Source organism: Sediminibacterium sp. (assembly GCF_019264485.1).
Lineage (GTDB): Bacteria > Bacteroidota > Bacteroidia > Chitinophagales > Chitinophagaceae > Sediminibacterium.
Window position 1 is genome coordinate 1 of sequence record NZ_JAHVAA010000009.1, and the last position, 15,635, is coordinate 15,635.

Sequence of the window (15,635 nt, forward strand, 5' to 3'; positions counted from 1 at the left end):
GAGGATAGATTACAATACTGAACGACCACACAAATCGCTCGGTTATCTGTCACCTTTGAACTATGCGGAACAGTATTATCGAAAAATTAATAACTTAGAAAACTCTAATTGATCCTGGCATTAAAATAAGGGGAGCCTACAGAATTGTCACATTGCCATTTTCAATTTCACCATTTTTATTATAAGTGAATACTAATAAGTCATAACCATAATCTCTCTCGATTCTTTCAACAGAAAAATTTGACAAAAGAGCATGTCTTTCAAAATGATTAACGCTTAAGTCAGCGATAATGTGGTTTCTTGTTCTGATTTTTCGTTTTGCCATTTATGTATGCAGAAACAATAAATTTTGACTTTACCGAATGCGAGATTTACAGATTGGCAATATGGATTTGTTATATGCCAAATATCCTGTTGTTATATAAAGATATTTCAAATATTTTACTCTGACAATACCCCTCCCAAACAATCTTCCTCCCAACTATAAAAGCATATTAGTAAATTACCCTTCCAAACCAACGCTATGAAAAGATTGCAATCCCTCCTCATCCTCCTCATCACAGCCCAACTCGCTCAGGCACAAGGCACCATGCTCCTGCGCCAGCCGAGTGCCAGCAAAGACCATATTGTTTTTGTACATGCCGATGATATCTGGGTAACAGAACGTAAGGGCGGCGATGCCCGCAGACTCACCAGTGCTGTGGGTTCGGAGACCAGCCCCAGAATTAGTCCCGATGGTAAATGGGTAGCATTCTCCGGGCAGTATGATGGTAATACCGATGTTTATATTGTACCGATTGATGGTGGTGAACCCAAGCGGCTTACCTGGCATTCCGGGGCCGATCTTACACAGGGTTGGATGCCCGATGGCAAAGCCGTGTATTTCACTTCCGGCAGGGAGGGCTATCCTACGGTGAATGCCAAATTCTTTTCCGTGCCGGTAACAGGTGGTACACCCACGGCCATGATAGTGCCTTTTGGTTTTACGGGCAGTTTATCGCCCGATGGGAAAACCATGGCCTACCAGCCCTATAGTTTCTGGGATCCTGAATGGCGCAATTACCGCGGCGGACAGGCTCAACCCATCTGGTTATTCAATATGACCACCCACGAAACAGTAAAAACCGTTCAGGGCGATCGGGAGCGGCATACAGCACCTGTATGGAACAATGGCATGCTCTATTTTTTATCGGAGCAGGATTTCATCAACAATGTATGGTCTTACGACCCCAGAACAAAACAACAGAAACAACTTACTTTTCATAAAGACTTTGATGTTAAGAACCTCACGGCGGGTGGTAATGGTTTGGTGTATGAGCAGGGAGGTTACCTGCATAACCTCGATCTGTCATCGGCCAAAACAACCCGGTTAGAAATTCATGTAAAAGGCGATCTCAACTGGGGCCGTCCGCGCTGGAACGATCTGGGTGCGGGTTCGCTCATCAATGCCAGTTTATCGCCAACAGGTAAAAGGGCATTGTTCGAAAGCAGGGGTGAAGTGTTTACCGTTCCCAAAGAAAATGGCGACTGGAGAAATATTACCAATACACCCGGCAGTGCCGACCGCGCTCCGGTATGGTCGCCCGACGGACAGAAAATTGCCTGGTTCTCCGATGCCAGCGGAGAGTACCAGCTCATGATACGCGACCAGTTTGGTTTACAGCCCGCACAGGCATTTGATATTCCCAATAAAAAATTCTATTTCACACCGGCCTGGTCGCCCGACAGCAAATACATAGCGTTTAGCGATACCGATTATAATATCTGGTACATGGATGTAAAAACAGGCGCCATTAAACGCGTGGATACCGACCGTTATGCGCATCCCAACAGAACCATGAAACCGGTATGGTCGCCCGACAGTAAATGGATTGCCTATGCGCAACAGCAGAACAACCAGTTTAAAGCCATTAAAGTGTACAACCTCGAATCGGGCAGCAGTAAACAGATCACCGATGGTTTGTCTGATGCCATAGATCCGCAGTGGGATGAGAGCGGAAAATATTTGTACTTTCTGGCCAGTACCGATTATGCGCTGGCTACAGGCTGGCTCGATATGAGTAATTACAATTACCCGGTTACGCGAGCCTTGTATATTGCCGTATTAAGCAAGGATGCGCCATCGCCATTTGAACTAAAGAGTGATGATGAACCGGTGAAGGTTTCCGATTCGGCCAAAACCGCCCGCCCCGCTGCCGCAGGTGGGGTGCAGGTGAAAATAGATTTTGAGGGACTCGATCAGCGTATTGTTGCCACCAATATTCCATTACGCGATTATACCAGCCTCGTGGCCGGACCCGATGGTACCGTTTTCTATACAGAAGCCGTTGCCAATGAACAGGGCTTTATACTGCACCGGTATAGCATAAAAGATAGAAAATCTGTAGAATTTGCCCGATCGGTAGCTACGGCCGTTACCAGTTTCGATCGTAAAACCATTTTGTACCGTGCTGGACCGGGCTGGTTCATCAATGGCACCGCCGCCGCACCACGCCCCGGAGAAGGTCGCCTGGCCACCGATGGCATGAAAGTGTATGTTGACCCTTCGCAGGAAGCAGAACAGATTTTCAGGGAAGGATGGCGCTACCAGCGCGATTTTCTCTATGTTGATAATACACATGGCGCGCCCTGGGATCAGATTTTTACCTGGTACAAACCCTGGGTGAAACATGTGAAACACAGAAGCGATCTCAACTATATCATCGACATACTCGGTGGTGAAATTGCCGTAGGTCACTCATACACCAGTGGCGGCGATTTTCCGAATGTGCCTTCCATACCGGGTGGTTTACTCGGTGCCGATTATAAAGTGCAGAACGGCTATTTCGTGATCAGTAAAATTTACAATGGTGAAAACTGGAACCCTGAACTGCGTTCTCCCTTAAGTGGTCCGGGCATCAACGTACAGGAAGGAGATTATTTATTGGAAGTGAATGGTAAGCCACTCACCGCCGATATGAACCTCTTCAGTTTATTTGAAGGCACGGCCAACCGTCAGGTGAAGATTCGCGTGAACAATAAAGCTTCGCTCGATGGCTCCAGACTTATTACCGTAGTGCCCATTGCCAATGAAGGTGGATTGCGTTCACGCCATTGGGTAGAAAGCAATAGAAAAAGAGTAGACAATTTATCGGGTGGTAAACTGGCTTATGTGTATGTGCCCAATACCGGAAATCCCGGTTACACTTATTTCAACCGTTACTATTTTTCGCAGCAGGATAAAAAAGGCGCTATCATCGACGAAAGAAACAATGGCGGTGGCTCCGCAGCCGATTATATGGTTGACATTATGAACCGCCAGCTCATGGGTTATTTCAATAACAGGGTAGAAGGTCACCGTGTATCTACCACACCCATGGCAGGCATCTGGGGTCCGAAAGTGATGATCATTAATGAGAATGCCGGCTCCGGCGGCGATCTGTTGCCGTACATGTTCAAGAAAGCCAATATTGGTCCGCTCGTAGGTACACGCACCTGGGGTGGTCTGGTGGGCACATGGGATACACCACCTTTCATCGATGGTGGTCGCATGGTAGCCCCACGTGGTGGTTTCTTTGACACCGATGGTAAATGGGCCATTGAAGCCGTTGGTGTTTCGCCCGATGTAGAAGTTTTTCATGATCCCAAATCCATCATAGAAGGCAGAGACCCACAATTAGAAAAAGCGGTGGAGGAAGCGTTGAGATTGATGCCGAGTAAAGGAATTGAGTTGAAGAAAGAACCGGCGCCGCCGGTGAGGTCGTTTAGGCCGAAGGGGAAGTAGTACGAAAGTCCGGAAGTCGAAAAGACCGAAAGAGATTCTCTTAAAACCCTGCCCCGGATTTAAATCCGGGGCAGGGTTTTAGGAGGATGCCAGGTAAAGGAATTAATTGAAGAAAGAACCGGCGCCGCCTGTGAGGTCGTTTAGGCCGAAGGGGAAGTAGTCCGAAAGTCCGGAAGTCGGAAAGACCGAAAGAGATTCTCTTAAATCCGGGGCAGGGTTGTTTAGGGCGAAAGGTAGATGGCGGGTAGTCACTATAAAACCCTGCGAAAACTTCGTTGCCTCATGTTCTCTGCGGTGAACTTACTCGAATATTCACCGCAGAGAACATGAGGCAATGGAGTTTTCGCGGAGGGAAGTAAAAAGTCAAAATTCAAAAGGAATATTTTTTGAATTTTGACTTTTGATTTTACCAGCACAAGCTGTAAATCCGGGGAAAAACACCCATATTTCGTTTTTTTCGTATAAATTATTTTTTCAATAATTATTTTTTATATGTTTGATCCAGCTTCATCGATTGGAGATGAAGTGTACGACTGGATGACAAAGCCATATCCCCCCTCAGGCTTTGTTTTTGATGATTAGCCAAGTAAACAAGTTTCAAGATGCATGCCTGTATTCAAGTGTGTATGTAGTGTGCTATTATACCGCTATTCTTCATTCATTTGAATGAGGCAAATAGCAATAAGCATTGTTGACGACTGTAATAACAAAGAATGCCAAGAATTATTTTTTTATTATGCTGTCTGCTGATGAACCGGGCATCTGCTTTGGGGCAAAGGCAATTAAGTGGTAAAGTGCTTTCAGTAGAAGGCACCCCACTTAAAGATGTGCATATTATTTTGTTGCTCATTGAAAAAAACAAACCGCTTGCTTTTGGTTTTACAGATCAGAAAGGCCGGTTTATATTGAACCTGCCTTCAGTGGTGGTTGATTCAGTAGCTATAAAATTTTCAGTAATAGGCTATGAAACGAAAACAGTTTTGTTTTCAGTAAAGTCAGGACCCGAAGTTCCGGAACTGAGGTTATCAACCAGTTCAAAAAATCTTCCGGAAGTGGTGGTGAAATCCAATCCGGTGATACAACGCAGGGATACGATCAGTTACGATGTAAAGGCATTTAGTGAGAAACAGGATATGGTATTGGCCGATGTTTTAAGAAGAATGCCGGGTATTGAAGTAACAGATAACGGCACAGTAAAATACCAGGGAAGGGCCATCAACCGATATTATATTGAAGGACTGAATTTGCTGGATGCAAAATATGGCATCGCTAATAACAATATACCTGTTGGTGCAGTAGAGCAGGTGCAGGTTTTAGAAAACCACCAGCCACTAAAAGTACTCGATAGTGTAACCATCTCTAACAGGGCGGCATTAAACATCAAACTAACAGGAGCTGCTAAAAATACATTGATCGGCAGAGCCAAAACAGGTATAGGTATACCGACCCTATTAGCTGATGGCGAACTGGTACCTATGCGCTTTGCTAAAAATGAACAGGTGCTGTTAAGTTATAAATTCAATAATGCAGGCTTTAACTATAAAAATGAATTAGCAAGTCTGACAGATGATATTACCACACCTGCTAAAACACCTTTACTCGGTATTCCTGCTGCCACTTTGCCCTCGTTTAGTCAACAGCGCTACCTGTTTAATAAACAGCATGTATTGTCGATGAATTATCTGAAAAAGATCAGACAGGGAAAAGAACTAAAACTGAATATAGATTTTGTACATGATATTCAAAAGCAGAACAGTAGTACGCGTATTGTAAATTATTTCGATACAGATACGGTTCGTATCAACGAAAATCAAACGCTTCGTTTGGGTGAAACACATGTTAATGCACAGGTAGAAATATTGTCGAATAATGAAAGGGCCTATACGGCAACTGGTATGCGGTTTGGATATAGCCGCAGTAATGATGATGGTAAAATCGGGTTACCTAAACTATCAGCGCAAAAACTAAGGGATCATTTTGTTTGGGTAGAAAAATACGGGAAATCAATCCGTAAAGTAAAAAAATGGATACATGGGTTTAATTATCAGGTAGGATATAACAAAAGCCCTCAACAATTAAATATCGCTCCGGATATCAGCGGATATTTTTTTGTTGCAAATCAAAAGATCGACAGCCTGATGCAGCAAGCTTCGCTTGAAAGATGGTATGCCAAAACGGGTTATACAGTAGCGCTTTCGATGGGTCGTTTTTTGTTTGAACAGGCAGCTAATGTTGGGTATAACCGGAATCAATACCATGCACCGCTGTATAGGTTTGAAAACGGGCAGCCTTCCTTAATAGCGGATTCTATTAACAATCAGTTTGAGGCAGAAGAGTGGTCGGCAGTGTATGTTCCTAAACTGAACTATAAAGGAGAAAAATGGAAGTTTAGCGCCCAGCTTCCTGTTAATTTCCTGGGGCATCAAAATAATAACAGTAAAAGAAATTACTTGAACCGGCTATTTGTTACCTACGATTTATCGGGTCAGTATACGATCAACACCAACCTGAATATTTTGGTAAACTGGGTAAACGATCAGTTTTATTTACCGGCTTATCTCGCAAGCGATCGTTTTACATTGATTAATTACCGGTCGCTGGTGAATCAAAACGGTATTATAAAAAGAAGAGACCGTGAATCTGTAACGGCCTATCTGTTTTATAAAAATACCATCCGGAGTCTTTTTGGTCATCTTTTTATCAGCAGGGAAAATAGCCTTGATAATTATATGACAGATCAAAACTTTAACGGAAGCTTTTTAATAGGTAATGCCATTGAAAGAGAGAACCCGGCCAGCGTATACAAAACCGGAGGTGCTTTGAGTAAATATGTAAGCAGATTAAAGACAACATTATCTGTTGCTGTTAATCTTCAACAGTCAGCAGGTCAGCAATCCAATGCTGGCGTTCTTAGTGATTATAAAGTGCATACAAGAGGGTTAAGCGCTAAGCTGAATACCAGGATCAAGGACATGGTAGTTGATTATGCGATACAGCTTTCGCATATCAGCAGCAGTGTGGGAAATAGAAAGAGCAGGAACAAAACCCGAAACCTGAGTCAGGTATTTTCTGTTTCTTATGCATTACCACGTCAGTATGTACTTAAATGGGGTGTTGAAGCCAATCGTTTTTCAACGGATGCCGGTTTGCCCCGACAATTTTTATTCAGTGATTTTCTGATCAGGAAAAATATGGGTGCCAGCAAAATGAGTGTGGACCTGTATTGGCAAAACATGTTTAACCTGAAACAAATGGAAACGATTATGGTAAATGGAAATCAAATCATGACACAAACCTATCAATTGCGTCCATCGCAGTGTATGCTTCGGTTGCATTTTAACCTGTAACCCGCAGATACCTGTTTGATTCATATTATTTGTAGCTATAAATGGGTGTTAATCCTTAATTGACCCTTACTCAAAAAAGGATGTTGGTTACACAATACAACCCGGGGCTTAGATCCATACAGCCCGGCGAAAGCAAAACTGGAAACCTGAGTTCACGGTAGCAGTATCAGCGTGACGCTTTTATTTCCTGGCGAGACAAGGAGAAAACTAATAAATTAAATTAAGCATGAAAAAGATCATCTTAGGATTATTTCTTTTCGCTGGAATAGCAACAGGCGCTTACGCCGGTGAAAGAAGCGGAGAGCATGAAACAAATACCAACAAAGTATCAGTAACCAAGCCTTCAGAAAAGAAAGCTTCGTTGGTAAAAGTAAAAAAAGAGACCTGCGCAACAAACAGTAATTCAGCCTGGGGAGAATGCTGGACTATGACAGCAACGGTAACCCATTGTTGTACTTGTGAGTACGCAGTAGCTTCTATGATTGCATCAGCTACCGCCAGTAAAATGGTAAGAGAAAATATCTGGATACTGGAGATATTAGAAGAAGTAGCTCCCTGTTAGTTTTTTTAAGAGGGAGGATATTCCTCCCTCTTAACCCTTAATCTGTAATTATGAAATACTTGATTGTATTGTTTTGTCTGTACTATTTCATGCCCTTAACGTCTCAGGGGCAGGGTACTAAAGGGGGGCAGGCCGTTTACCTGTTTACGCATGTAAGAGATACCACAAATCGCGCGCAGGTATACGAGGAGATCCTGTTGTTACAGTTTACTTCGAATGCTTCTTTGTACAGGAATTACTCAAAATATTACGATGATTCACTGTTCAATGATAATATGGCAAAAGCCAAAGCAGGTTTACCGGTTCAGGTATCATCTGAACCTATCAGGGTAAAAAAATCTACCATTGAACAATTGATGTATCAGTTTGATGCAGACAAATCTTATTTCATTCACCCCTGGGTGGGAGAAACACTTGTGATCGAAAACCCTATAGAGAAAATTCAGTGGACACTGGGAGATAGCTCTATTGTTATTGGAGGGCTTTCATGTTATAAAGCGAGTGGTAATTTTAAAGGAAGAACCTATGATGTTTGGTATTGCCCTGATTACCCTGTTAAAGCAGGACCGTGGAAACTAAATGGTCTGCCGGGATTAATTGTGGAAGCAACAGACCGGACCAGAACAGTTTCATTTAAGTTGAGTGCTATCTACAGTAACAATATGGCCAGACTTGAACTGCCGGCCTTGCATAAAAAAATAACAAAAGCGAAGTTTAATTCACTGATTGAGGATTTGAAACAAAATCCGAATGGGTACATCAATGCTGCGATGAATGGTTTGGCAGCGCCTGGTGCAGGAACCAATACTTCTATTTCGGTTAATACTAACCCTTCGGCAACAGCCAGGGTGAAGAATAAAATTAATAATCCATTGGAGTTAGCGGAATAAAGTCGGAAAGACCGAAAGAGATACTCCTTATCCCTGCCCCGGATTTAAATCCGGGGCAGGGATAAGGAGTATGCCATGTAAAGGGATTGAGTTGAAGAAAGAACCGGTGCCGCCGGTGAGGTCGTTTAGGCTAAAGAAGGGGTAGCTGTTAGCTATTAGCCATTAGCTTTTAAGAAGAGAAGGGTTGCAGATGAAATATATTTTTCCATCTGCAACCCTTCTCCTTTTTATTATCCAATTTCAATAGCTAATGGCTAACAGCTAAAAGCTAATAGCTTCACGCTTCAACCAATTCCCTTAAGTATTGCTTGTTTTCTTCTTTAAACGCTTTTCTCGGCTGCAGTCCTAACAACTGGAACATTTGATTGTCTTCATCAAATGATGGGTTAGGGGTGGTTAATAATTTATCTCCGGCAAAGATGGAGTTGGCACCGGCCATGAAACACAGGGCCTGGTCGGAGATGCTCATTTCTGTTCTTCCCGCACTTAAACGTACCATGGTTTTAGGCATGAGAATACGTGCTGTGGCAATCATGCGCACCATATCCCACACATCAACTTTGGTATTGTTTTCCAATGGTGTTCCTTTAATAGCCACGAGTGAATTAATCGGCACACTTTCCGGATGTTCGGGCATGGTAGCCAGTGTATGTAACATACCAATACGGTCTTCATGTGTTTCACCCAGTCCAATGATACCACCACAGCAAACGGTTACACCTGCTTTGCGTACATTATCGAGTGTATTCAACCGATCTTCATAGGTACGGGTGGTGATGATTTCGCTGTAATGTTCTTTACTGGTATCGAGGTTATGGTTGTAAGCGTATAATCCGGCATCGGCCAGTTTTTTGGCCTGGTCTTCAGTGAGCATGCCGAGGGTGCAGCATACTTCCATTCCCATTTCGTTTACGCCTTTTACCATATCGAGTACACGATCAAAATCGCGGTTGTCTCTTACTTCCCTCCAGGCGGCACCCATACAGAAACGGGTAGAGCCGGCATCTTTGGCTTTCTGGGCATAGGAAAGCACTTCTTCTTTCTTCATCAATGCCTGTACATCTACACCAGTACTATAGCGAGCCGCCTGTGGACAATACGCACAGTCTTCACTACATCCACCTGTTTTAATACTCAGGAGGGTACACACTTGTACCTCAGCCGTATCATTGTATTTGCGATGCAGTGTTGCTGCACGAAATACCAGCTCCAGTAATGGCATATTATAGATATCGTGAATTTCTTCAGCAGTCCAGTTATGACGGATGTCTGCAGACATAAATTTTCAGTTTAGGATACAAATATATATTAACAGAGGAACAGAGAAACAGAGAAATGTCCAACTTCCAAATATTTGAACATTGGACATTTCTCTGTTTCTCTGTTCTTCTGTTTACTATTCCTCTGTTTTCCTCTGCATGTATTTTCTCCACTTTTCAATCACGCCCTGCATATCCTCCGGTAATGGCGATTCGAAGTGCATGGGTTGTTTGGTAACGGGGTGAATAAAGCCCAGTGTTTGCGCATGCAATGCACAGCGGGGGCACATTTCAAAACAATTGTCTACAAACTGTTTGTATTTGGTATAGATGGTGCCTTTTAAAATTTTGTCGCCGCCATATTCCCAGTCGTTGAAGAGGGTATGGCCTATGTGTTTCATATGTACCCGTATCTGGTGGGTGCGTCCTGTTTCGAGTACACATTCTACCAGTGTTACATAATTAAAACGTTCGAGTACTTTATAATGGGTGATGGCATGTTTACCGATTTCTCCTTCGGGATAAGCATCAAACATTTTCCGGTGCTGACGGTGTCGGGCAATATGTGCTTCAATGGTACCACTGTCTTCCTGCACATCGCCCCAAACCAATGCCTGGTATTTTCTGTTCACGGTATGGTTGAAAAACTGTTTGGCGAGGTGTGCGGCGGCATCGCCGGTTTTGGCCAGCACGATTAATCCGGTGGTGTTTTTATCGATACGGTGCACCAGTCCGAAACGGGGAAGGGCTTCTTCATCGAGGTTTGGATTCTGTTGCAGGAAATGATAGGCCACACCATTGAGCATGGTTCCGGTAAAATTACCTACACCGGGATGTACCACCATATTGGGTGGTTTATTCAATACCATAATTGCATCGTCTTCGTAGACAATATTGAGGGGTATGTTTTCTGGTTTGAGTTCGGTATGTTCGGGGTTGATGAGACTCATCATGAGTATTTCATCTCCCGGCTTAATCTTGTAATTGCTTTTAACCACCTGTCCGTTAACGGTAAGAAAACCGGCTTCAATGCCCTTTTGTACCTTGCTTCTTGTGGCCCCTTCAATACGTCCCTGGACCCATTTGTCGATGCGCATGGGTTCCTGTCCTTTATCTACTTTAAAGGATTGGCGTTCGTATAGTTCTTCGGCAGCCTCTTCGTTTATTAAATCTAAATCATCCTGCATGCTGCAAAAATAGCCCTTCATAGGCATCTATCTCTGCGAAACCTCTTTGTTCTCAATTCTCTGCGGTGAATATTCGAGTAAGTTCACCGCAGAGAATTGAGAGCGCGGAGTTTACGCAGAGGAGTTAAAATGGAGGGGAAGCTGTATTTTTGCAGGATGCAGTCAGTATTTTTCGAAGACCTCGGATATCGGTCTTATAAATCTGTTTGGGATTGGCAGGAGGAGATGTTGAAGGAGAAAGTGGCGATGAAAGCTGTGTTGAGACAAACAGAGGAACAGAGGAACAGAGAAATTTCCAATGACCAGGTAGTGGAATCTGCCGCCGGTGTTGGTCGCCTGACCAAGATTCCACATCATCTTTTATTTGTAGAACATTCGCCCGTTTACACTCTTGGCAAAAGCGGGAAGGAAGAACATATTTTGATTCCACCCGAAGAAATGGCGGCGAGGGGGATTGATTATTTCCATATCAACAGAGGAGGCGATATTACTTTTCATGGTCCGCAGCAGGTAGTGGGGTATCCGATTATCGATCTGGAACAGTTTAAAACCGATCTGGGTTGGTATTTACGGAGTCTGGAAGAAGTGATCATTCTTACCATGGCCGATTATGGATTAAAAGGGGAGAGAAGCAAGGGCGAAACCGGCGTGTGGCTCGATCCGGATATGCCGGGTAAGGAAAGAAAAATATGCGCCATGGGTATTAAATGCAGCCGCTGGATTACCATGCATGGTTTTGCATTTAATATAAATACCGACCTCAGTTATTTCGATCATATTGTTCCCTGTGGAATTGTAGGCAAGCAGGTTACATCTTTACAAAAAGAATTGGGAAGAGAAGTGGATTTTGAAGAAGTGAAAGAACGATTGAAGAAATATTTTGAAGCAGTGTTCGATGTAAAACTGGAAGAACAGAAGAACAGAGAAACAGAGGAATATCGAATGTCCAAATAGTTGGTTATTGGAAATTTCTCTGTTTCTCTGTTCTTCTGTACACCTAGTCTTTTTGGAGGAAGAACTTATTTTTCTCTACGAGGTCATTGTTTTTGTAGAGTTCAAAATCATACCAGCCACTTCGTTTGAAATTGGCTTTATCGAGGATGAGTTCGGCTTCTTTTATTTTGTTGATGCGGAAGAGTTCTTTTCCTTCTGCATCGAAGAATACAACGCGATAGGCATTTAAATCCTGTGCAGGAATACTGATATTCAGGTAACCGTTATTGTTGGTATATACATAGATAGAAGGTTTCCAAACGGGTTTTGGTACAAACCTGGAAAGTTCGGCCCTGAAGGTGGTGATATTGGTGAGCGTGTCTTTGGTATAAGCCGCTACAGAATCTTTGAATCTTTTATACAAAGGATATTCAACCTGTATGAGTAATGTATCTTTTACAAATACACTTACATATTCTTTGGGTTTGGGTATAAAGGGTTTCCAGTTTATTTCTCCGGGTTTAATGAGTGAAAGGGAGTCTTGTGTAAAATGAATAATGGAATCGCGGAAATTTTTATACGACTGTGTATTTAACTGATACAGAAAATTGCCTCTTTTATAAAGGCGTACCATTCTTTCAACTGTTTCTTTTCCAGTACTGTCTTTGTTTAGGCCGTTATCCTTTCCCGGCTCTGTTGGTATGTATATGCGGTCTGACAAGTCTTCTTCTTTTTTAATAGTTTCTTTGTCATCCGTATCACCCGATTCGGTAGGGGTTTTGATTGCGGTAAAAAAATAATTACCACCTGCGAGTACATAGAATATACGGTAATAAACTTTTGGTGCTGCCGGTAGTTTGCTGTCTACATAACCGTTACGGGGTAATTCGGGCGACTGTGCAGAAAAGATGGTTCTGAAATTGATGCCATCTGTAGAACGCTGAATGGCCAACTGGTTACAGGTTGGATAAGGGTTGATCCAGCTGATACTAACTTTTCCTTTGCCCAGATCCTGTACGGTAAAGCCCGGCAATGCTCTTTGTGCAGAAGCATGAATGATGGCAGCGGAAAAAAACAGTATTAACAGGTTCCAGTGTTTCATTCTTACAAATATATATAGTGAGTAGTGAGTAGTTAGTAGTGAGTGGTTTATTTTTTCATTTAATTACTCACTCATTAGTCACGATTCACTACTCACTCTCCTGATGATGAGTGTATTTTGTTGCCACTGAAGACACAGAATGCCACTGAAAACTTTCTGTGTATTTCTGTGCCTTCAGTGGCAATAAACTCATTGGTTAAAAAGGCAGATTACCCGGTGCTAAAGACCTGTTGCCCTGTAGCCCACCACTATGAATTAAGAGCAGTTTGCTGTTCTCCGGAAAAAAATGTTTTGCAATAAGGTCTTTTACTGCATAACAGAGTTTGGCCGTATAAACAATATCGGTTGGTAATTGATCCTGTTGCCATAACCCGCGCATAAATGTTAATAAAGGTTCAGGGTGTTTGGCATATCCGCCAAAATCGTAACCATGTACACATTCGAAATTGGTGCCAACAGGCTGGCCGATGAGTGCTTTTATTTCATCAACTATTGATATATGATTTTTGAGTACACTGATGCCGATTATTTTTTGATGGGGTTGAGCAGATAACAGCAATCCACTCATCATGGTGCCTGTTCCTGTGGCACAAATAATATGTGAATAGGCACTGCAATCTGTAACAGACAAAATATCCGCCGCACCTTTTGCACCTAAAATTCCATAACCACCTTCGGGTATCCAGTAGTAGCCGGGTTGATGGTATTGATGGGTGATTGCTTCTTTGTTTCTGTAAGTATTCCTGTCAATAAAAATAAGTTCCATGCCGTAGCCCTTTGCTTCGAGCAGTGTGGAAGAAAGAGGCGTGTTTTCATCGCCCCTGATAAACCCCCTGCTCCTGAAGCCATTTATCTGTGCAGCGTATGCCAATGCCACAATATGATTGGAATAAGCACCCCCAAAACCCGCCAAACAACTTGTTCCCTGATTCCTGGCTTCTTCGATGTAATATTTTAGTTTAAACCATTTATTGCCGCTGATTACAGGATGAACGAGGTCTAACCGCAGTATATCGGTTTGAATACCTTTATCTGAAAGGCTGGGCAGTGGCTGAATATGAATATTTTGAATATTTATCAACATCCTATCTTATTGTAGGGCCGAAAGTTTTAGTTTCGTCCACCTAAATGATTTTATGCAACCAACTTTAGTGATCCTTGCTGCCGGAATGGCGAGCCGTTATGGCAGCATGAAACAAATACAGTCATTCGGTCCCGATGGCGAAACTATCATGGATTATTCAATTTATGATGCCATCCGTGCAGGATTTGGAAAAGTAGTGTTTATTATCCGTGAAGAATTTGCCGAACAGTTTAAAGCTATTTTTGAGCCTAAACTGCAGGGTCGTATAGCCACCGATTATGTGTACCAGGCGTTAAGTTCTTTCACCAATGGCAGAGCCATCCCCGCCGACAGAACCAAACCCTGGGGAACAGGTCATGCCGTTTTGTGTTGCAAGGGAAAAGTGAATGAGCCATTTGCGGTGATCAATGCAGATGATTTTTATGGTAAAGATGCGTTTGCCAAAGCCTATACTTTTTTAACCACACAATGCAATGAGCAGACTTATTGTATCGTTGGTTATCACCTGAAAAATACATTGAGTGATAATGGTACGGTGAGCCGTGGGGTTTGCGATGTAAGTACAGAAGGCAATCTTACCGATATCAATGAACGTACTAAAATCTTTGCGAGACCGGAAGGAGATATTGTATACGAAGAAAATGACAGCCTCACCGTATTACCAGAAAACAGTTTAGTGAGTATGAACTATCTCTGCTTTGCACCCGGATTTATTGGGTTGGCTGAAGAACTGTTTGAAAAGTTCTTAGACGAACAGGGACAGGAACTGAAATCAGAGTTTTATATACCTACTGTTACCAAACATTTTGTGCAATCGGGGAAAGGGGTGGTGAAAGTAATTCCTACTTCAGCTCAATGGTTTGGGGTAACTTATAAAGAAGATGCGCCGGGTGTGCAGGACAGCATCAATAAACTCGTAACTGCTGGTGAATATCCGGCCAGCCTTTGGAAATAAATTCTTTTTTTACCACAGAGTTTCACGGAGAGGAGCACGGAGTTGCACAGAGGTGGTCTCAAAAAACTCTGTGCCATCTATGGTTAAAAGGAAATAGTTCTGATTTTACTTTATGTTCTCGTATGCGTAAACCAAATAAGGATAATGATATATCCACTTGGACTCGCTATTTGTTTATCATAGCAGCTATACTGTATTTGCTGTTTATAATGACAGTTAAACAAGGGCCATATGACAGAACAAAGTTCCCTATCTTTTATAAAAAATAAAAGTAAACTCATTTTTTAGTACAGAGCGTTTCAAGTGAGCGTACCTCTGTGCAACTCCGTGCCCCTCTCCGTGAAACTCTGTGGTTAAAGAACTCCACACATAAAAAGACCCCGCAAAAGCAGGGCCTTTTCTTTATTTAAACTGCCCCGTCCGAATATAGGTTGACACAAAAATCGACTTATATGGAAAACACAGGCAAAAAGGACTATTTGAAGCGGACTCAAAAGGATTACAGTCTTTCCTTCAAACTTCAGGTGGTTGATGAAGTTGAAAAAGGTCACTT

The 15,635-nt window shown here is 42.8% G+C and carries 11 protein-coding genes; 7 read left to right on the plus strand and 4 right to left on the minus strand.

What is annotated here, in order from left to right; translation table 11 throughout:
• From KXJ59_RS15985 to KXJ59_RS05970, 5 genes are all read left to right on the plus strand, one after another.
• Positions 1 to 112, plus strand: a 112-nt coding sequence (locus KXJ59_RS15985) for an integrase core domain-containing protein (protein WP_363265734.1), incomplete at its 5' end; no start/stop codon positions are given.
• Positions 113 to 523: 411 nt separating this feature from the next.
• The gene (locus tag KXJ59_RS05955; RefSeq protein ID WP_295202119.1) at positions 524 to 3,763 is read left to right on the plus strand and encodes a S41 family peptidase; all 3,240 of its coding nucleotides are present in this window, start codon (positions 524 to 526) and stop codon (positions 3,761 to 3,763) included.
• A gap of 713 nt (positions 3,764 to 4,476) precedes the next feature.
• Positions 4,477 to 7,110, plus strand: coding sequence for a hypothetical protein (locus KXJ59_RS05960; protein ID WP_295202121.1), 2,634 nt, complete (start codon positions 4,477 to 4,479; stop codon positions 7,108 to 7,110).
• A 226-nt stretch (positions 7,111 to 7,336) separates the two neighbouring features.
• Complete coding sequence (locus KXJ59_RS05965) at positions 7,337 to 7,672, plus strand: hypothetical protein (protein ID WP_295202122.1); 336 nt, start codon at positions 7,337 to 7,339, stop codon at positions 7,670 to 7,672.
• A 50-nt stretch (positions 7,673 to 7,722) separates the two neighbouring features.
• The gene (locus tag KXJ59_RS05970; protein WP_295202124.1) at positions 7,723 to 8,562 is read left to right on the plus strand and encodes a GLPGLI family protein; all 840 of its coding nucleotides are present in this window, start codon (positions 7,723 to 7,725) and stop codon (positions 8,560 to 8,562) included.
• 277 nt (positions 8,563 to 8,839) lie between these two features.
• Here KXJ59_RS05970 and bioB read toward each other — a convergent pair whose 3' ends face one another.
• Positions 8,840 to 9,841 carry a biotin synthase BioB gene (gene bioB / locus KXJ59_RS05975; RefSeq protein ID WP_295202125.1) on the minus strand — a complete coding sequence of 334 codons (1,002 nt, stop codon included), beginning with the start codon at positions 9,839 to 9,841 and terminating at the stop codon, positions 8,840 to 8,842.
• Between the two features lie 117 nt (positions 9,842 to 9,958).
• Positions 9,959 to 11,008 carry an RluA family pseudouridine synthase gene (locus KXJ59_RS05980; RefSeq protein WP_295202128.1) on the minus strand — a complete coding sequence of 350 codons (1,050 nt, stop codon included), beginning with the start codon at positions 11,006 to 11,008 and terminating at the stop codon, positions 9,959 to 9,961.
• Between the two features lie 156 nt (positions 11,009 to 11,164).
• Between KXJ59_RS05980 and lipB the strand changes: the two genes are divergently transcribed.
• Entirely contained in the window at positions 11,165 to 11,962 is a 798-nt protein-coding gene (gene lipB / locus KXJ59_RS05985) for a lipoyl(octanoyl) transferase LipB (protein WP_295202129.1), read from the plus strand.
• Positions 11,963 to 12,005: 43 nt separating this feature from the next.
• Here the strand turns inward: lipB and KXJ59_RS05990 are convergent, their stop codons facing one another.
• Together KXJ59_RS05990 and KXJ59_RS05995 are read right to left on the minus strand one after the other, a co-directional pair.
• The gene (locus KXJ59_RS05990; RefSeq protein ID WP_295202131.1) at positions 12,006 to 13,043 is read right to left on the minus strand and encodes a hypothetical protein; all 1,038 of its coding nucleotides are present in this window, start codon (positions 13,041 to 13,043) and stop codon (positions 12,006 to 12,008) included.
• 196 nt (positions 13,044 to 13,239) lie between these two features.
• Entirely contained in the window at positions 13,240 to 14,127 is an 888-nt protein-coding gene (locus tag KXJ59_RS05995) for a pyridoxal-phosphate dependent enzyme (RefSeq protein ID WP_295202133.1), read from the minus strand.
• 52 nt (positions 14,128 to 14,179) lie between these two features.
• Between KXJ59_RS05995 and KXJ59_RS06000 the strand changes: the two genes are divergently transcribed.
• On the plus strand, positions 14,180 to 15,082 hold the full coding sequence (locus KXJ59_RS06000; RefSeq protein ID WP_295202134.1) for a nucleotidyltransferase: 903 nt from the start codon (positions 14,180 to 14,182) through the stop codon (positions 15,080 to 15,082).
• Positions 15,083 to 15,635 lie beyond the last annotated feature (553 nt).